General features: G+C 55.1%; 20 protein-coding genes. 10 read left to right on the plus strand and 10 right to left on the minus strand.

Translation table 11 applies throughout. The features are described from left to right. Window positions 1–25 precede the first annotated feature (25 nt). Entirely contained in the window at window positions 26–661 is a 636-nt protein-coding gene (locus tag AAIR21_RS04650) for a carbonic anhydrase (protein ID WP_014169762.1), read from the minus strand. Window positions 662–733: 72 nt separating this feature from the next. Then, window positions 734–1,516 carry an MBL fold metallo-hydrolase gene (locus AAIR21_RS04655; RefSeq protein ID WP_183516423.1) on the minus strand — a complete coding sequence of 261 codons (783 nt, stop codon included), beginning with the start codon at window positions 1,514–1,516 and terminating at the stop codon, window positions 734–736. Between the two features lie 125 nt (window positions 1,517–1,641). On the opposite strand from AAIR21_RS04655, the gene AAIR21_RS04660 reads away from it, so the two are divergent. Then, window positions 1,642–1,782, plus strand: a complete 141-nt coding sequence (locus tag AAIR21_RS04660) for a hypothetical protein (RefSeq protein ID WP_020884349.1) — start codon at window positions 1,642–1,644, stop codon at window positions 1,780–1,782. A 35-nt stretch (window positions 1,783–1,817) separates the two neighbouring features. Here AAIR21_RS04660 and AAIR21_RS04665 read toward each other — a convergent pair whose 3' ends face one another. The 4 genes from AAIR21_RS04665 to AAIR21_RS04680 all read right to left on the minus strand — a co-directional run bounded on the left by AAIR21_RS04665 (window position 1,818) and on the right by AAIR21_RS04680 (window position 4,591). Continuing rightward, the gene (locus tag AAIR21_RS04665; RefSeq protein ID WP_020884350.1) at window positions 1,818–2,297 is read right to left on the minus strand and encodes a GlcG/HbpS family heme-binding protein; all 480 of its coding nucleotides are present in this window, start codon (window positions 2,295–2,297) and stop codon (window positions 1,818–1,820) included. 89 nt (window positions 2,298–2,386) lie between these two features. Continuing rightward, window positions 2,387–2,998, minus strand: coding sequence for a response regulator transcription factor (locus AAIR21_RS04670; RefSeq protein ID WP_014169758.1), 612 nt, complete (start codon window positions 2,996–2,998; stop codon window positions 2,387–2,389). Continuing rightward, window positions 2,991–4,316, minus strand: coding sequence for a sensor histidine kinase (locus AAIR21_RS04675; protein ID WP_063925048.1), 1,326 nt, complete (start codon window positions 4,314–4,316; stop codon window positions 2,991–2,993). The genes AAIR21_RS04670 and AAIR21_RS04675 overlap by 8 nt, the downstream gene beginning before the upstream one ends. Before the next feature lie 107 nt (window positions 4,317–4,423). Further along, window positions 4,424–4,591 (minus strand): hypothetical protein, encoded by a 168-nt coding sequence (locus AAIR21_RS04680; RefSeq protein WP_014169756.1) that lies wholly within the window; start codon window positions 4,589–4,591, stop codon window positions 4,424–4,426. Window positions 4,592–4,835: 244 nt separating this feature from the next. Between AAIR21_RS04680 and AAIR21_RS04685 the strand changes: the two genes are divergently transcribed. Genes AAIR21_RS04685 through AAIR21_RS04700 form a run of 4 tightly spaced genes read left to right on the plus strand, consistent with a single transcriptional unit; the run spans window position 4,836 to window position 7,899 of the window. Continuing rightward, window positions 4,836–5,666 carry an ABC transporter substrate-binding protein gene (locus tag AAIR21_RS04685; RefSeq protein ID WP_020884352.1) on the plus strand — a complete coding sequence of 277 codons (831 nt, stop codon included), beginning with the start codon at window positions 4,836–4,838 and terminating at the stop codon, window positions 5,664–5,666. A 1-nt stretch (window position 5,667) separates the two neighbouring features. Then, on the plus strand, window positions 5,668–6,483 hold the full coding sequence (locus AAIR21_RS04690; RefSeq protein WP_063925049.1) for an amino acid ABC transporter ATP-binding protein: 816 nt from the start codon (window positions 5,668–5,670) through the stop codon (window positions 6,481–6,483). Next, window positions 6,483–7,229, plus strand: a complete 747-nt coding sequence (locus AAIR21_RS04695) for an amino acid ABC transporter permease (protein WP_032681174.1) — start codon at window positions 6,483–6,485, stop codon at window positions 7,227–7,229. Before AAIR21_RS04690 ends, AAIR21_RS04695 begins: the two co-directional genes overlap by 1 nt. Further along, window positions 7,213–7,899 (plus strand): amino acid ABC transporter permease, encoded by a 687-nt coding sequence (locus AAIR21_RS04700; RefSeq protein WP_047744540.1) that lies wholly within the window; start codon window positions 7,213–7,215, stop codon window positions 7,897–7,899. The genes AAIR21_RS04695 and AAIR21_RS04700 overlap by 17 nt, the downstream gene beginning before the upstream one ends. On the opposite strand, the gene fumD is transcribed toward AAIR21_RS04700, so the two are convergent. The 4 genes from fumD to AAIR21_RS04720 all read right to left on the minus strand — a co-directional run bounded on the left by fumD (window position 7,880) and on the right by AAIR21_RS04720 (window position 10,722). Continuing rightward, the gene (gene fumD, locus AAIR21_RS04705; RefSeq protein WP_014831602.1) at window positions 7,880–8,089 is read right to left on the minus strand and encodes a fumarate hydratase FumD; all 210 of its coding nucleotides are present in this window, start codon (window positions 8,087–8,089) and stop codon (window positions 7,880–7,882) included. The two genes, AAIR21_RS04700 and fumD, sit on opposite strands and share 20 nt — an antisense overlap. A 108-nt stretch (window positions 8,090–8,197) precedes the next feature. Next, window positions 8,198–9,010, minus strand: a complete 813-nt coding sequence (locus tag AAIR21_RS04710; protein WP_014169750.1) for a MetQ/NlpA family ABC transporter substrate-binding protein — start codon at window positions 9,008–9,010, stop codon at window positions 8,198–8,200. Window positions 9,011–9,038: 28 nt separating this feature from the next. After that, window positions 9,039–9,707, minus strand: a complete 669-nt coding sequence (locus AAIR21_RS04715) for a methionine ABC transporter permease (protein ID WP_025204366.1) — start codon at window positions 9,705–9,707, stop codon at window positions 9,039–9,041. Beyond that, entirely contained in the window at window positions 9,700–10,722 is a 1,023-nt protein-coding gene (locus AAIR21_RS04720) for a methionine ABC transporter ATP-binding protein (protein ID WP_020884357.1), read from the minus strand. Before AAIR21_RS04720 ends, AAIR21_RS04715 begins: the two co-directional genes overlap by 8 nt. A gap of 399 nt (window positions 10,723–11,121) precedes the next feature. Here AAIR21_RS04720 and AAIR21_RS04725 point away from each other — a divergent pair, with 399 nt between their 5' ends. The 5 genes from AAIR21_RS04725 to lpp all read left to right on the plus strand — a co-directional run bounded on the left by AAIR21_RS04725 (window position 11,122) and on the right by lpp (window position 15,986). Continuing rightward, entirely contained in the window at window positions 11,122–12,492 is a 1,371-nt protein-coding gene (locus AAIR21_RS04725) for a pyridoxal-phosphate dependent enzyme (protein ID WP_014169746.1), read from the plus strand. A gap of 11 nt (window positions 12,493–12,503) precedes the next feature. Further along, complete coding sequence (locus AAIR21_RS04730; RefSeq protein WP_040017288.1) at window positions 12,504–13,649, plus strand: trans-sulfuration enzyme family protein; 1,146 nt, start codon at window positions 12,504–12,506, stop codon at window positions 13,647–13,649. A 73-nt stretch (window positions 13,650–13,722) separates the two neighbouring features. Then, window positions 13,723–14,019 (plus strand): protein YnhH, encoded by a 297-nt coding sequence (gene ynhH / locus AAIR21_RS04735; protein ID WP_419145756.1) that lies wholly within the window; start codon window positions 13,723–13,725, stop codon window positions 14,017–14,019. Window positions 14,020–14,026: 7 nt separating this feature from the next. After that, window positions 14,027–15,439 carry a pyruvate kinase PykF gene (pykF, locus tag AAIR21_RS04740; protein WP_014169744.1) on the plus strand — a complete coding sequence of 471 codons (1,413 nt, stop codon included), beginning with the start codon at window positions 14,027–14,029 and terminating at the stop codon, window positions 15,437–15,439. A 310-nt stretch (window positions 15,440–15,749) separates the two neighbouring features. After that, entirely contained in the window at window positions 15,750–15,986 is a 237-nt protein-coding gene (lpp, locus tag AAIR21_RS04745; protein WP_001082307.1) for a murein lipoprotein Lpp, read from the plus strand. Window positions 15,987–15,990: the final 4 nt, after the last annotated feature.

The following is a 15,990-nucleotide window of genomic DNA, read 5'->3' on the forward strand; positions in this document are numbered from 1 at the left end:
GGCATCCGTGCCCTGCAACGCGGGATTACTCGAAGTAAACCTGCGGGTTATCGGATAAAGAGACGAAGGTTTTCGTCTCTTTATCCAGTGCAAGAATTTTGCCGCTTTCAATGTCATACACCCAGCCGTGAAGGCGGATGGCGTTGTTGCGCAGGCCCACCGCCACTGACGGGTGAGTCTTAATGTTGCTCAGCTGCGCAAACACGTTTTCCTGCACCATCGCATTCACTTTATCGATTGGCTTATCCCAGGTTTTCTTCTCAACCACCGCTTTTGCCGCATCGGAATAGCGTAACCAGTGAGAAACCGCCGGCATAGGTTCGAGGTCCGCATTGTCGGCAATGGCTTTCATCGCCCCACAGTTGGAGTGGCCGCAGATAACAATATCGGTCACGCCCAGCGCAACAACCGCGTATTCAATCGTTGCGGATACACCGCCTGGCTCAGGGCCGAACGGTGGCACGATGTTGCCAGCATTACGAATGACAAAGAGTTGTCCTGGCTCTTGCTGAGTGACCAGTTCTGGGACCAGACGGCTGTCGGAGCATGAGATGAACAGCGCTTTGGGATTCTGGCTGGACGCTAAACTGCGGAAGAGCTCTTTACGTTGCGGGAAAATCTCTTTTTGAAAGCTGAGAAAACCTTCAATGATATGTTGCATAGCAATTTCTCTTTTATCTGTTTTAGTTTAGGTATGATCGGGATCACACAAGTAAAGTTTACCCACCGGACTTTACTTCAGACAAGCAATATATTTCTGGCCCGACCGCTGCACAATCTCATCCGCATTCGCCAGGATATTTTGCCCTTCAAAAGCGCCGTACAGGCGAGCGAATTTTTTCCCCACCAGCCGCCCGGTCACGTCTTCGACGCTGCGGGCGGGCAACGGCAGCATATTCGGATAGCTCCACATAAACGAGACGGCATCTTTGCCCGGCGTGACCTGTAGAATATCGCCTGCCAGCAAGACACCATCACCCCCCTGCCAGTGCAGCACCGTTCCGCCAGCGAAATGTCCTCCGAGGCGTAATAACGTTACCGCGGGGAAAATGTCCAGCGTATCGCCCTGCCAGAAGTGGAGCATCGGGCTGTCGCGCATAACCCACTCGCGATCGTTCGCGTGCAGGTAAACCGGCGCATCGAAAGCCCCGGCCCACTCCTGCATCGTGGTGTAGTAGTGAGGGTGTGAAATCGCGATCGCGCTGATACCGCCGAGCGCCGTGATGATGGTTCTGGTTGCCGGGTCGAGATTCGCAATGCAATCCCAAAGGATATTGCCGTGGGGGGTACGCAGAAGCAGCGCGCGCTGGTTGATGGCAAAAGCGGGCACCGTTTTGATGCTGAGCAGCTGCGGCTCAAGCTGCTGCCATTTATTGCTGTGTGTGGCCGTCACCGTCGCAAAATCACTCCACGCCTGGCCGCTGGCCGGAACATACTGGCGTTCATCCTCGCACACAGGGCATCGCGCCGGCGTTGCGTCATAAGAGGTACCGCAGGTTTTACACAGTGTAATCATGAGCTCTCCTCAGCGATAAAGCACTGAGTATGGCAGGGATTATCGTTATGTGCTGCGCGGTACATTGCCGGCTCTTTTTGCCCTATACTGTGCCAGTATCAAAAACCGAACAAAGCAGGTGCCATATGGAAATTGATCTCGAAAACTTGGTCTTTAACGGGCTGGATGAAGCTGAAGAGCGTAACGCGGAACGTCTCGACGACGCTGATAAAAAAGCGCAGTCGATTATCGCCGATGACGACTGCGGTGATGCCTGCAAGATCTGATGATAAAGCACCGGAAAACCCGGTGCTTTTTTATATTATTTCTTCAGCCCGTCAATCGCCGCCTGCGCGCACGCTTCATCCAGATGACCACCCGGCGCACCGCCGATCCCTATTGCGCCAATCACCTCATCCCCCTCTTTCACCGGCAGACCACCGGCCAGCAGCAGGAAGCCCGGAATATCACGCATGTTTTGTGCGCCGGCATTGCTCTGCGCGGCTTCCATAACCTTGCCTGACGCGTTTTTTGCACTCAGCGCGGTATAGGCTTTCATTTCGCTGGCTTTTACCGTGTGGGGCCCGGCATTGTCGGTACGCTGCACCGCTTTGACCACACCGGCGCGGTCCACCACGGTGACCGTCACCTGGTAGTTTTTCGCTACGCAGGCCTGAATAGCGGAGGTCGCCAGCGCGTTGGCCTGCGCCAGGGAGAGATTTTTCTGGTTCAATGCGTCGGCCTGTGCCGTCAGGCTTACGCTACCGGCGACAAGCGCGGCTGCCATCATTACTTTTTTCATCGCACGTCCTCGAATGATTGAATACCGTTCGATCGTACTCAGACGCGCGATGAAGCGTAATTCGGTTGATTACGCAATTATCCTGGTAGTTATACGGATTGTAATTTGTCGTAATCGCGGATTGCCTGCACCAGGCTGGTCACGCCAAGCTTGGCGAACGCCGCGGCCCGGTGCGCTTCAACCGTTCTGGGCGAGAGGTTCAACTGCAGGGCCACCTCTTTATTGCTGCGTCCTTCCATCAGCACCGCCAGCACCTCGTGCTCACGCGCCGTCAGTTGTTCGAAACGCGCTTTAATCCGCGACGTTTCCTGCCAACGGGTCAGTCGTCTCTGGCTCTCTTCGAAGGCGAGCCCCACCGTTTCAATGAGCTTATCGGCATCCAGCGGCTTGGTGAAAAACTCAAAGACGCCATTGCGAAAGGCGCGGCGGCAGGCATCAACGGTGCCGTGTCCGGTCATGACGATAACCGGCAGCAGCGGCCAGGGCCATTTGCCCTCCTCCAGCCAGGTCAGCCCGCCTTTTCCCGGCATGCGCATATCCAGCAGCAGACAGCCGACGAGCGCCGCGCGCCCACCGTGCGCTGACGTAAACGCGTCCACGCTTTCAAACCCATTGACCTGCCAGCCCATTCCCGAGAGTAAGAAGGCCAGCGACTCACGGATGGATTCATCGTCATCAATCAGCCAGACTGTGTTATCCACGCGTATTTACCTCTCCACTCGCCAGTTGTAACCGAACCTGCGCCCCGCCCTGGGGCGCGTTGCCCAGCGTGATTGTTCCATTCATGCGCGTCATCAACGACTCCGTTAACGTCATTCCCAGCCCTATTCCTTCCGTCCGTCCGCTGTAAAACGGCATAAAGGCGTTCTGCAAGGCCTCCGGGCTAAAGCCAGGTCCGCCATCAGTTATGGTGATATAAATCCAGTTTTCCCGTTTCTCGCTGGTTATTTTCACCCACCCTTGCGCGCACTCTTGCTGGGCCTGAATGGCATTACTGAGCAGATTATGCAGCACCTGTTCAAGCCAGAGTCGGTCTGCCAGAACCCGCGTGGCACCTGCCGCGAACGCATGGCTCACCGCGATATGCTCAGAGCGGCGTTCATGTTCCAGGAGATCGACCACCTGCTGCCAGCACGGTTTCAGGTCGATGTCGCGCAAGGTGACTTTTTCCTGAACCACATGTTCGCGAAAGCGGGTTAAGAGCGCGCTGATACGCTGGGTTTGTACCAGCGCGGCAGCCAGCGCCTGCGATACGGCCTGCGGATTCGCCTGCTGTTGCTGGCGCTGAGCACCCTGAATCCAGGTCTGAACAGCAGTCAGCGGCTGGTTAATCTCATGCACGATCCCAGCGGTGATCTCTCCCAGGGTGTTGAGCCTTGCATGCTGGTAATAGTGTGCGCGCTGTTCGGCGTGCTGGCGCTGCCGCCGTTGCCAGAGCAGCAGGCTGGCCGCGGCGATAAGCACTGCCCAGCCGAAGAACAGGAACGGATATACCCACCAGGAGACGGCCAGCCAGTGCGGCTTTGCCGTGGCCATAAGGGTAAAAGGTTGTGTGGGTTGCGTGAAGGTCCGCTGCCAGTGCCAGAAAGCCCCGGCAGGGGGCGCGTTATTTGCGTCATTGAAGCGAATGGCAAGTGCATCAAAGGTATGTTGGGTGCTGAGCAGCGGCGCAAGATCGATAAGTACGCGGATCTGACGCCAGGGATTATACAGCCAGTACTGACAATCGCGGGTCGATTCCACACGGGCGGCGTTCAGCGCACGGCCTGAGGTTTTCTCAAGGGCGAGGATGTGCGGGAATTTTTTGCGCAGGGCCGCGAGGTCTTCCTCGCCGTTGAGTAACGGCAAAACAGATTCATTTTGTGTCAGCACGGCGCTAAGGGTGGAATAGCGTGTCGAAAACTCACGATCGCGTTCCCAGAACTGGCGGCGGATCTGTTCGGCATAAAGCAAAACGCCGCTGATGAGGCACGCCAGCAGCCAGACAATAACCGTGCGCCTGAAAAGAGTGTTATTCATTCCGTTAACGGGTCAGGAGATTCATCCTGCCGACATTAGCAGTTAACCGTTGTCAGAACAAAATTTCGCACAGCTCATTCCAGTACATTTCGCGCGTGCGGCGCAGTTCAGCGTGACGTTTTATCATGGAACCACTCCGGATCAATGTTGGCAACGTCCACGCCATAAAGGCTGGCGACAGGCAGTACGGACTCAAGAACACGTTGCGCGCTGTTCTCCGCATTCGCTGGTCGGGTCGCAAAAAACCGCCGTAACGTGTTTATCCACTTTTTCATCGTCTTTCCCCCTTTCGCTTCACTGGACCTAAGTTAAACACCCAACACCCGCACAGGGGAAATACCAAAATCCACTGTCGTTGTGCAGGATTTGCAAATAGCCCTCCATTCTTTTACTCGCCATTAACACCTTGTTCACTAATGCTTTTTTGCTTATAGCAAAGAACGATTTCTTATTTGGCGAGAGCTTTCGCTTATGGGAGCGTAACGGGGTAAAACAAAAACAACGGGATGAACAATCACTATGGCAGCAAACACGAAAGGGTTTAAAAAAAGGACACTGGTGCTGGGCTTACTGGCGGCAGGCGGTCTGTTCTCAATGCAGGTGCAGGCCGATCAACTGGCGGATATTAAAGCCGCAGGCGTGGTCAAAGTTGCCACCTTTGATGCCAATCCGCCGTTTGGCTCCATCGATGCAAAGACCCATGAGATTGTCGGCTACGACGTCGATTTCGCCAGAGCGCTTGCCAGTGCACTTGGCGTGAAGCTTGAACTGGTTGCCACCAACCCGGCTAACCGCATTCCCCTCCTGCAGTCCGGTAAGGCGGATTTGATTGTGGCAGATATCACCATTACCCCGGAACGGGCGCAGGTGGTTGATTTCTCCCTTCCCTATTTCGTGACCGGCCAGCAGTTCCTGGTACCGGTAAAAGCTGCCGATACGCTTGAGGCCTATAGCCGGGCGCGCATTGGCGCGGTAAAAGGCACAACGGGTGAGCAGGCGCTGCACCAGCGTTTCCCGCACGCCCGCGTGCTCTCTTATGATGATATTCCGCTGGCGCTGACGGCCCTGCGCAACGGTAACGTGCAGGCTATCACTCAGGACAGTACGATTCTGGCCGGTCTGCTGGCGCAGGCGCCGGACAAGGCGAACTTCAAAATCCTGCCCGATCTGCTCAGCAAAGAAGAGATTGGCGTGGGGGTAAAAAAAGGCGAAACCGCACTGCTGAAAGCCGTCAACGACGAGCTTGTTAACCTTGAGAAGAACGGTCAGGCGGCAAAAATCTATGACGTCTGGTTCGGTCCGGATACCCCCTCCCCACAGCCTCGTGCCTTTAAAATAGAAGCTCAGTAATATGCTCTCAGCGCTTTTTTCACACTCCGCGGCCGGTGCCGCGGATTTTTCACATCTGGAACACGCCAGCGTCGAGTTTCGCGATGTGCAGAAACATTACGGTAACCATCAGGTCTTAAAGGGCATTAACCTCACCATCACGCCAGGTGAAGTGGTGGCCATTCTCGGGCCTTCGGGTTCCGGTAAATCTACCCTGATCCGGCTTATCAATCAGCTTGAAACCCTGAGCGGTGGGGAGATCCTGATCGATAACAAACCCACAGGACGGCTCGCCGGTACCGCGCTGCGTCAGTTGCGCAGCCGCGTCGGGTTTGTGTTTCAGCAGTTCAATCTTTACGCCCATCTCACCGCCAGTCAAAACATCACTCTGGCGCTGGAGCATGTTCACGGCTGGAAGGCCCAGCCAGCTCAGGCGCGGGCGCTGGCACTGCTGGAAAAAGTGGGGATGCTGGAAAAAGCACACCATTTCCCTGCCGAACTTTCCGGCGGTCAGCAACAGCGCGTGGCGATTGCCCGCGCGCTGGCCTCTTCACCGCAAATCATTCTGTTCGATGAGCCAACCTCCGCGCTTGACCCGGAGATGATTGGCGAAGTGCTGTTCGTGATGAAGGCGCTTGCGCACAGCGGGATCACCATGATTGTGGTGACGCATGAGATGCAATTTGCCCGGGAAATTGCCGACCGGATTGTGTTTATCGACGCCGGGCACGTTCTTGAAACCGCGCCACCGGAGCAATTTTTCAGGCAACCGTCGCACCCACGCGCTCAGCGATTCCTGCAAAAAGTCCTGAACCCGCTGCATCAGGAGCATCTCTAATGCCCACACTTGACTGGCAGGGCGTGCTGACCGGACAGCCCCTGCAGTGGATCGTATCCGGATTTCTCACCACCCTGTGGGTGACGCTCGCGGGGATGCTGCTGGCAACCCTGCTCGCGCTGCTTTTTCTGCTTCTGCGCCTGACGGGTGGACGCGTCGGGAACGCGGTCGTCAGTAGCTGGGTGTCGCTGTTTCGCAATACGCCGCTGCTGGTGCAACTGCTGTTCTGGTATTTCGCCGCCTGGAACGGGTTACCGCAGGCGTTCCGGGATGCCGTGAATGCGGATCACCGCTGGTCCGTTTTGCCCGGTGACGTCTGGTGGTTTACCCCCGAGTTTTTATGCTCTGCATGGGGGTTAGGCGTATTCACCTCGGCTTTCTTGATTGAGGAAGTGGCATCGGGACTACGTTCAGTCCCTGCCGGGCAACGGGAAGCGGCGCTCGCACAGGGATTTTCCGCGTGGCGCTTGTTTCGTTACATCCTTCTGCCGCAAGGGCTGGCCAACGCCTGGCAACCCGTTGTCGGGCAGTATCTCAATCTGATGAAACTCTCATCGCTCGCCAGCGGCATTGGCTTTGCCGAATTGACCTATCAGGTGAGACAGATTGAAAGCTACAACGCCCATGCGCTGGAGGCGTTTACCGTCGGCACCGTCCTGTACCTGCTTACCGGTATGCTGATGGGGGCGGTGCTGGTGCGCCTCGGCCCAATCTCAGGGAGGGGAAACCATGCTTGCCGGACTTAATGTCATTACCGATAACCTGGATTACCTGCTCTGGGGACGTGCGGCAGTTGGGGAGCCTGGCGGGGTCTTGCTCTCATTGCTGATGGCGCTGGGCGCGGCGGCTCTCGCCCTGCCCGGTGGAATTGCTCTCGCGTGCCTGGCCTGGCGTTTTACGGGGCTTGTGCGCAAGGCGCTCTTTGTATGGGCGGAATTAATTCGCGGGATCCCGCTAATCTTTGTGATTTTCTGGATGTGGTATCTGCTGCCGCTCATCACCGGCGGCGATCTCCCGGGGGCGCTCACCGTCACGCTGGCCCTGGCCTGGTTTACCGCGGCCTCGGTTATGCATTCAGTACTGGCCGGACTCAGCGCCTTACCGTCAGGGCAGTACGAGGCCGCCCTGTCTCAGGGTTTCAGTACCCGGCAAACGCTGTCGCGCGTGCTGCTGCCGCAGGCGATGCGCAATATTCTGCCGTCACTGGTGGGGATTTTTATCAGCCTGCTGAAGGATACGTCGCTGGCGTTTATTGTGAATGTCCCTGAGCTCACCACGGTGGCCGGCCAGGTGAACAACCGGGTGCAAATTTACCCGGCAGCCATTTTTATCTTTACGGGTGTGGTCTATTACCTGCTCTGCTGCTCCCTTGAGCAGCTTGCGAAACGCTGGCGCTTCAACCGGCCAGCGCTTTGACCACGGTTTCCATTGCCTGGGTGGTTAACTCGCTACGTTTTACGCGCTGGTTCGCCAGCGCCGTACGCAGCACCCCCGCAATGACAATATGCTTCGGCTCCTGCCCCAAATCACGCATCTCCAGAACGACCTTCCCGACCACCCGACACATCTCCTGATACAGCGCTTCGTCTTTGGTCACATTACCCATCGTCATCACTCCATTGCCCTAAACTCTCAGCTTAAATGATTCATCGCCCGGATACAAAAAAGAAGCCCGGCGAGAGTCCCGCCGGGCTTCATTCGTAAAATCAATAAATTAGTTGTTTACCGGGATCACTGCGCCTTTGTATTTGGTGCGGATCCAGTCCTGGATCGCTTTGGAGTGCAGAACGTTCACCAGCGCGACGATATCTTTCTTCTTCTCGTCACCACGATGCACGGTAATGATGTTGGCATACGGGTTATTTTCACCACTCTCTACCGCAATCGGGTCATGTACAGGATCAAGGCCCGCATCAATCGCGTAGTTGGCGTTAATCACGACCGCGTCACCTTCGTCATTGTTGTACATCTGTGGCAGCAGAGAGGCTTCCACGTTAGGCGTAAACTGCAGTTTTTTCGGGTTTTCCACGATATCGCTGATACGCGCGGTCACTTTGTCGATGCCCGGCTTCAGTTTGATCACCCCCTCTTTTTCGAAGATAGAGAGAATGCGGCCTTCTTCAGACACAGCATCACGCATGATGATTTTGCCGCCCTGCGGCAGATCTTTCAGGGATTTGTATTTTTTGGAATAGATCCCGATTGGCTCGATGTGGATCGCGCCCGCGCTGACAAAATCATAATCCTTATCACCAGCGTGATCTTTCAGCACGCTGTTCAGGTAAGGAATATGCTGGAAATAGTTAGCGTCAATATCATGACCCGCCAGCGCGGTGTTGGGCAGAATGTAGTCCTGGAAAGGTTTGATCTCCAGATCGATACCCTGCTTCGCCAGGATAGGCTTCGCCTGCTCCAGAATTTCGGCGTGCGGCGTGTTGGATGCCCCCACGGTCAGGGTATCAGCCCAGGTGGCAAAGCTCAGGGCGCTCAGGGTTGCTGCGGCGATCAGTGTCAGTGTTTTTTTCATGATGATGGTTCCTGTGTGTTATTAGAGATTATCGTTTATCTAACAGTGAGGTCAGGACGTCGCCGCAGAACTGGATAATGAAAACGATGATCAGAATGGTCACCGTCGCCACTAGCGTGACGTCGCCATGGTTGCGCTGGAATCCTTCCAGATAAGCCAGATTTCCCAAACCGCCTGCGCCAATCACCCCCGCCATGGCGCTGTAACTCACCAGCGCAATCAGCGTTACCGTAATACCTGATACCAGTGCAGGTGATGACTCCGGCAGTAAAACCCGAAACACCAGGGTGCTCAGCCGTGCGCCCATTGAGCGCGTGGCCTCAATAACCCCCTTGTCCACTTCACGCAGGGCAATTTCGACCAGGCGAGCGTAGAACGGCGCCGCACCGACAATCAGAGCCGGCAGCGCCGCGTTGGCGCCAAGAATGGTGCCGACAAGGGTTTTCGTGAACGGGATCAACAGCACAATCAGAATGATGAACGGGATAGAACGAAACACGTTCACCACAATTGAAATCACGCTGTAGACCGCGCGGTTGTGGAACAACCCGCCGCGCGCGGTTAAAAACAGCGCCAGGCCAAGGACGATCCCAAGAACAAAGGTTGCCACGCCGGAAAGGGCAGTCATGTACAGCGTTTCCAGCGTCGCCGCCCAGAGTTGCTCCCACTTCAGATGAGGAAAAAGCGTCTCAGCCATGTTTAATTACCTCGCCTTCAATATCGCTGTGCTTCAGGTCGGCGAGGATATTGCTCAGTTGTTCATCCGATGCCACGACGTGTACCCAGAGTTGCCCAAATACGCCGTGGGCCGTTTGGGTCATTTTTCCGTGCAGAATGTTAAACGGCAGGCCGTAGCGCAGAGTCAGCTCGCCCACGATCGGCTTATGGGTGCTGTGGCCCGTAAAGGTCAACCTGATGACGCTACCTTCAAGGTCCGCTGCCAGCTCCGTATTAAACGTCTCTTCCTCGGCATACTGGCTCACCTGGCGGACAAACTGCTGAGTGATAGGCTGCTGCGGACGGGTAAAGACGCTCAGCACCTCCCCCTCCTCCACCACTTTGCCGTTCTCCATCACCGCCACGCGGTCGCAAATTTTGCGCACCACGTGCATCTCGTGCGTGATCAGCACAATGGTCAGCCTGAAGCGGCGGTTAATGTCCAGCAGCAGATCGAGGATTTGATCGGTGGTCTGCGGATCGAGGGCTGACGTGGCTTCATCGCAAAGCAATACGTCGGGGTTATTGGCCAATGCACGCGCAATCCCCACACGCTGTTTTTGCCCGCCACTCAGCTGCGAGGGATAGGCGTTCTCGCGTCCCTTCAGCCCAACGAGATCGACCAGTTCGGCCACGCGGGCCTTAATGTTGGCTTTTGGCACACCGGCGATTTGCATTGAGAACGCGATATTCTCACTCACCGTGCGCGACCAAAGCAGATTGAAGTGCTGGAAGACCATGCTGATCTTCAGACGCGCCTGGCGCAGTGCTTCGCCCTTTGCGGCAGAAATGTCCTGTCCGTTGATGGTCACGCTGCCGCGAGTGGGTTTTTCCAGTCCATTCAGCAAACGAATAAGAGTACTTTTACCCGCGCCGCTGTAACCGATAATGCCGTATATCTGCCCCTGCTCTATCGTCAAATTGACGTTATCAACGGCAGTGAGTGCAACCTTCCCGTTGTCAAAAACCTTCGAAATATTGCTGAGTACAATCATTCTTATGTGTAATCCGTCCCGCGCATGGCGGTTTAGCAGTATGGATGTCCAAATGATAGTAAACAGGCGTTATCACCTTTTAAATGAACAAAAAGGAATTTGTTATAACTTGCAGGAATAAATAGCGATTTTCGTACCGGCAGGCATTTAGACCAATTTCAGAAATGATTATCTGCCTTGTGCATATCAGCGGTTCATCACCTGATGAAAACGGTTAATTTTGCAGCATTTTTGACTGATATAGCCATCCTCACATCCAGAGCACTTTACGTCTTGCTATCCCTCCATCCAAAAACGGCATTTATATTCTTTTCTGTTCTAAAACGGAGTGAAGGATTCTTTAAGGGGTTAATTTCCCCGCCCTATCATCCTGTCATGACCTCCTGAAAGGAAAACACCATGACGATTTACCACTCCGTCACCGAACTGATTGGCCACACCCCGCTTATCCAGCTGCATAAGCTTGATACCGGTCTCTGCTCGTTGTTTCTGAAGCTGGAAAACCAGAACCCGGGCGGTTCGATTAAAGACCGCGTTGCACTGTCGATGATTAACGAAGCGGAGCGTAACGGCCAGCTCCAGCCAGGCGGTACCATCATTGAGGCGACGGCGGGAAATACCGGTCTTGGCCTGGCCTTGATCGCCGCGCAGAAGGGTTATTCGCTGATCCTGGTGGTGCCAGACAAAATGAGCCGCGAGAAGATTTTCCACCTGCGGGCACTGGGGGCTCAGGTGGTACTGACCCGCTCCGATGTCAATAAGGGCCACCCTGCCTACTATCAGGATTACGCGCAACGTCTGGCAAATGAACTGCCGGGGGCGTATTACATCGATCAGTTTAATAACGAAGCCAACCCGCTGGCGCACCGCACCACCACCGCGCCTGAACTGTATGAACAGCTTGACGGTAAGATTGACGCTATTGTCGTCGGCGTGGGGTCTGGCGGGACGCTGGGTGGGCTACAGGCGTGGTTCGCTGAGCACTCACCGCAGACTGAATTTGTGCTGGCCGACCCGGCCGGTTCGGTCCTGGCCGATCAGGTAGAAACGGGACGCTATCAGGATGCGGGTTCGTGGCTGGTTGAGGGGATTGGTGAAGACTTTATTCCTCCGCTGGCACACATCGAAGGGGTGAATCGTGCCTGGCGCATCACCGATCGCGAAGCTTTCACCACCGCCCGCGAGCTGCTGAAAACGGAAGGCATCCTGGCAGGCTCCTCCAGCGGCACCCTGCTGGCGGCTGCGCTGAAATATTGCCAGGCCCAGACCACCCCGAAACGGGTTGTGACCTTCGCCTGCGACAGTGGTAACAAATATCTCTCAAAGATGTTCAACGATGACTGGATGCGCCAGCAGGGTTTGATCTCCCGGCCGCAGGCTGGCGATCTCTCCGACTACATTGCCCTGCGCCACGATGAAGGCGCAACCGTCACCGCCGCGCCGGATGACACCCTCTCCACCGTACTGGCGCGGATGCGTTTGTATGACATCTCCCAGCTGCCGGTCCTGGAGAACGGCCAGGTCGTGGGCATCATCGACGAGTGGGATCTTCTGCGCCATATCGGTGGCGATGGCGACCGCTTCTCGCTTCCCGTGACCGCGGCAATGACCCGTCAGGTGGAGTTCCTCGATAAAAACGCCCCGGAAAGCGCCCTGAACGCCATTTTCGATCGCGGTCTGGTGGCGGTCATTAATGACAATGACCGCTTCCTGGGCCTGATTACGCGCAGCGATGTTCTTACCGCCTGGCGCAACCGTCTTCAGCAATAAAGGAATACATGATGAAAAATCTGGCAACCCTGAGCGTACACAGCGGTGAGTTTAACGATCGGCATGGCGCGGTCATGCCCCCGATTTACGCCACCTCCACGTTTGCGCAACCGTCACCCGGCGAGCACACCGGCTATGAATATTCGCGCAGCGGCAACCCGACCCGCCATGCGCTGGAAACCGCCATCGCCGAACTGGAAGGCGGGACCCGCGGCTATGCCTTCGCTTCCGGCCTCGCCGCCATCTCTACCGTGCTTGAACTGCTGGACAAAGACAGCCATATCGTCGCCATTGACGATGTCTACGGCGGGACCTGGCGCCTGATTGAAAATGTGCGCAAACGTAGCACCGGCCTGCAGGTGAGCTGGGTCAAGCCGGACGATTTGGCCGGTCTTGAAGCCGCCATCCGGCCGGATACGCGAATGGTATGGGTTGAAACGCCAACCAATCCGTTGCTTAAACTGGCGGATCTGGCGGCTATCGCCGACATCGCCCGTCGTCATCACGTCATCAGCGTGGCCGATAATACCTTCGCATCGCCCGTCATCCATCGTCCGCTGGAAACGGGTTTCGACATCGTCGTGCACTCTGCCACCAAATACCTGAATGGTCACTCGGACGTGGTCGCCGGACTGGCAGTTGTGGGGGATAACGCCGCGCTGGCGGACAAGCTTGCCTACCTGCAGAACGCGGTCGGCGGTGTACTGGATCCGTTTAGCAGTTTCCTGACGCTGCGCGGTATTCGTACGCTGTCGCTGCGGGTAGAAAAACACAGCACCAACGCGCTGGCCATTGCGCAATGGCTGGAGCAACAGCCGCAGGTCGAAAAGGTATTTTATCCGGGGCTGGAATCACACCCGCAATATTCGCTTGCCCGCACGCAGATGGCGCTGCCGGGCGGCATGATTTCTCTGGTGGTGAAAGGCGATGCGCAACGGGCCACAGAGGTGATCCGCTCACTGAAATTATTCACCCTCGCCGAAAGCCTGGGTGGCGTGGAAAGTCTGGTCAGCCAGCCTTACAGCATGACTCACGCTTCGATTCCGCTTGAACAGCGGCTGGCCAACGGCATAGTACCGCAGCTGATTCGCCTGTCCGTGGGCATTGAAGATGCCAAAGATCTGATTGCCGACCTCAGCCAGGCGCTGAAAAACTAAGCAAAACGCGGCAGGTCACGCACCTGCCGCGATAAGATGTCATCTAACCTTAACGCCTTGATAACAATCTCATGTGGATCTGCACAGATTATTTTTGAAACGCTGTTTTCATTTTCCTTTTATCTTAAAATCAGCGTATAATGCGCGCCTAATCCCTGGTGAATGGTTTCAGCGCTTGGAATACAAAAAACAACGTACAACTACTCCTCTCCTTCGTTGGGCTGTCACTCAGGCACACTTTCTTCTGCACGCTCATTTGATGTCTCCTATCCTTAGTGCGTGTCATATACTCTTTTGCAACACAGGTTTGACTCCGCGGCGGTGCGCCCCCGGAGCGAGATTTCCATATCCTTCCCAACTTAAAGACTAAGACTGTCATGAAAAAGACGAAAATTGTTTGTACTATCGGCCCGAAAACCGAATCTGAAGAGATGCTGAGCAAAATGCTGGACGCCGGCATGAACGTTATGCGTCTGAACTTCTCCCACGGTGACTATGCTGAACACGGTCAGCGTATTCAAAACTTGCGCAACGTGATGAGCAAGACCGGTAAAAAAGCAGCCATCCTGCTGGATACCAAAGGTCCAGAAATCCGCACCATCAAACTGGAAGGCGGTAACGACGTCTCTCTGAAAGCGGGCCAGACCTTCACCTTCACCACTGACAAGACTGTTGTCGGTAACAACGAAATCGTTGCGGTCACCTATGAAGGTTTCACCAGCGACCTGTCCGTTGGCAACACCGTGCTGGTAGACGATGGTCTGATCGGCATGGAAGTGACCGCCATCGAAGGTAACAAGGTTATCTGTAAAGTGCTGAACAATGGCGACCTGGGTGAAAACAAAGGCGTTAACCTGCCAGGCGTTTCCATCGCGCTGCCAGCCCTGGCTGAAAAAGACAAACAAGACCTGATCTTCGGTTGCGAGCAAGGCGTCGACTTCGTTGCGGCATCCTTCATCCGTAAACGTTCCGACGTGGTTGAAATCCGTGAGCACCTGAAAGCGCACGGCGGCGAGAAGATCCAGATCATCTCCAAAATCGAAAACCAGGAAGGCCTGAACAACTTCGACGAAATCCTCGAAGCGTCAGACGGCATCATGGTTGCACGTGGTGACCTGGGTGTTGAAATCCCGGTTGAAGAAGTTATCTTCGCGCAGAAGATGATGATCGAGAAGTGTGTTCGCGCGCGTAAAGTGGTTATCACCGCAACGCAGATGCTGGATTCCATGATCAAAAACCCACGCCCAACCCGCGCAGAAGCTGGCGACGTGGCTAACGCCATCCTCGACGGCACCGATGCAGTCATGCTGTCCGGCGAATCCGCGAAAGGTAAATACCCGCTGGAAGCCGTTGGCATCATGGCGACCATTTGCGAACGTACTGACCGCGTGATGACCAGCCGTCTGGACTTCAACAACGACAGCCGCAAACTGCGTATTACCGAAGCAGTCTGCCGCGGTGCGGTAGAAACTGCTGAGAAACTGGAAGCGCCTCTGATTGTGGTTGCCACCCAGGGCGGTAAATCTGCTCGCGCAGTCCGTAAATACTTCCCGGACGCGACGATCCTGGCGCTGACCACCAACGAAACCACTGCCCGTCAGCTGGTGCTGAGCAAAGGCGTGGTTGCGCATCTGGTGAAAGAAATCGCGTCTACCGACGATTTCTACATTCAGGGTAAAGCGCTGGCGCTGGAAAGCGGCCTGGCACAGAAAGGCGACGTTGTGGTCATGGTTTCTGGTGCGCTGGTACCAAGCGGAACTACCAACACAGCATCTGTTCACGTGCTGTAATAATTCCCGAACGAATTAATTTTCATAAAAAGCGTCCTCCGGGACGCTTTTTTTATTTCATGCATTAGCCAAAGTCATTCAAAAAGCAAATCGGGTTTCTCTATTTAATTGCGAATTATCTAAGATGAATCCGATGAAAAATGCCTTTTTTTACAGAGCTTTTTGCCAAAAAAGGGCCGATTCGATGCTTCTTTGAGCGAACGATCAAAAATAGGCGTATTCCCATCAAAAAAATATTCTCAACCTAAAAAACTTTGTGTAATACTTGTAACGCTACATGGAGATTAACTCAATCTAGAGGGTATTAATAATGAATCGTACTAAACTGGTACTGGGCGCGGTAATCCTGGGTTCTACTCTGCTGGCTGGTTGCTCCAGCAACGCTAAAATCGATCAGCTGTCTTCTGACGTTCAGACTCTGAACGCTAAAGTTGACCAGCTGAGCAACGACGTGAACGCAATGCGTTCCGACGTTCAGGCTGCTAAAGACGACGCAGCTCGCGCTAACCAGCGTCTGGACAACCAGGCTACTAAATACCGTAAGTAATAGT

It is taken from the genome of Enterobacter sp. PTB, from assembly GCF_051130085.1.
In the GTDB taxonomy this organism is placed as follows: Bacteria; Pseudomonadota; Gammaproteobacteria; order Enterobacterales; family Enterobacteriaceae; genus Enterobacter; species Enterobacter ludwigii.

What these genes read in the sequence shown, in the direction of transcription:
- AAIR21_RS04650 (WP_014169762.1), bottom strand. Translation starts at nt 661, where the DNA reads ATGCAACATATCATTGAAGGTTTTCTCAGCTTTCAAAAAGAGATTTTC.
- AAIR21_RS04655 (WP_183516423.1), bottom strand. Translation starts at nt 1,516, where the DNA reads ATGATTACACTGTGTAAAACCTGCGGTACCTCTTATGACGCAACGCCG.
- AAIR21_RS04660 (WP_020884349.1), top strand. Translation starts at nt 1,642, where the DNA reads ATGGAAATTGATCTCGAAAACTTGGTCTTTAACGGGCTGGATGAAGCT.
- AAIR21_RS04665 (WP_020884350.1), bottom strand. Translation starts at nt 2,297, where the DNA reads ATGAAAAAAGTAATGATGGCAGCCGCGCTTGTCGCCGGTAGCGTAAGC.
- AAIR21_RS04675 (WP_063925048.1), bottom strand. Translation starts at nt 4,316, where the DNA reads ATGAATAACACTCTTTTCAGGCGCACGGTTATTGTCTGGCTGCTGGCG.
- AAIR21_RS04680 (WP_014169756.1), bottom strand. Translation starts at nt 4,591, where the DNA reads ATGAAAAAGTGGATAAACACGTTACGGCGGTTTTTTGCGACCCGACCA.
- AAIR21_RS04685 (WP_020884352.1), top strand. Translation starts at nt 4,836, where the DNA reads ATGGCAGCAAACACGAAAGGGTTTAAAAAAAGGACACTGGTGCTGGGC.
- AAIR21_RS04690 (WP_063925049.1), top strand. Translation starts at nt 5,668, where the DNA reads ATGCTCTCAGCGCTTTTTTCACACTCCGCGGCCGGTGCCGCGGATTTT.
- AAIR21_RS04695 (WP_032681174.1), top strand. Translation starts at nt 6,483, where the DNA reads ATGCCCACACTTGACTGGCAGGGCGTGCTGACCGGACAGCCCCTGCAG.
- AAIR21_RS04700 (WP_047744540.1), top strand. Translation starts at nt 7,213, where the DNA reads ATGCTTGCCGGACTTAATGTCATTACCGATAACCTGGATTACCTGCTC.
- fumD (WP_014831602.1), bottom strand. Translation starts at nt 8,089, where the DNA reads ATGGGTAATGTGACCAAAGACGAAGCGCTGTATCAGGAGATGTGTCGG.
- AAIR21_RS04710 (WP_014169750.1), bottom strand. Translation starts at nt 9,010, where the DNA reads ATGAAAAAAACACTGACACTGATCGCCGCAGCAACCCTGAGCGCCCTG.
- AAIR21_RS04715 (WP_025204366.1), bottom strand. Translation starts at nt 9,707, where the DNA reads ATGGCTGAGACGCTTTTTCCTCATCTGAAGTGGGAGCAACTCTGGGCG.
- AAIR21_RS04720 (WP_020884357.1), bottom strand. Translation starts at nt 10,722, where the DNA reads ATGATTGTACTCAGCAATATTTCGAAGGTTTTTGACAACGGGAAGGTT.
- AAIR21_RS04725 (WP_014169746.1), top strand. Translation starts at nt 11,122, where the DNA reads ATGACGATTTACCACTCCGTCACCGAACTGATTGGCCACACCCCGCTT.
- AAIR21_RS04730 (WP_040017288.1), top strand. Translation starts at nt 12,504, where the DNA reads ATGAAAAATCTGGCAACCCTGAGCGTACACAGCGGTGAGTTTAACGAT.
- pykF (WP_014169744.1), top strand. Translation starts at nt 14,027, where the DNA reads ATGAAAAAGACGAAAATTGTTTGTACTATCGGCCCGAAAACCGAATCT.
- lpp (WP_001082307.1), top strand. Translation starts at nt 15,750, where the DNA reads ATGAATCGTACTAAACTGGTACTGGGCGCGGTAATCCTGGGTTCTACT.